Here is a 203-nt window from a genome sequence, read left to right on the forward strand (position 1 = left end):
AGCGCCATTACAATACAGCATTAATGGCACCACCTACCAGGCTAGCAATGTGTTTAACGGGGTAGGATCTGGTACCTATACAATAAGTGTAAAGGATGCCAATGGCTGTATCGGTACAACAACAGTCACCGTAAGTAATAGTGGAGCTGCAACGGTAACAGCCGGCAGCAGTACAGCGAGTTGTGGCAATAGCAATGGCAGCA

At 47.8% G+C, this 203-nt stretch carries 1 protein-coding gene; it reads left to right on the forward strand.

Annotation, left to right across the window (positions count from 1 at the left end):
* On the forward strand, positions 1 to 203 hold a 203-nt coding region (locus GD597_RS21825; protein ID WP_216368678.1), incomplete at both ends, for a hypothetical protein.

This window comes from Limnovirga soli (assembly GCF_013106755.1).
GTDB lineage: Bacteria > Bacteroidota > Bacteroidia > Chitinophagales > Chitinophagaceae > Limnovirga > Limnovirga soli.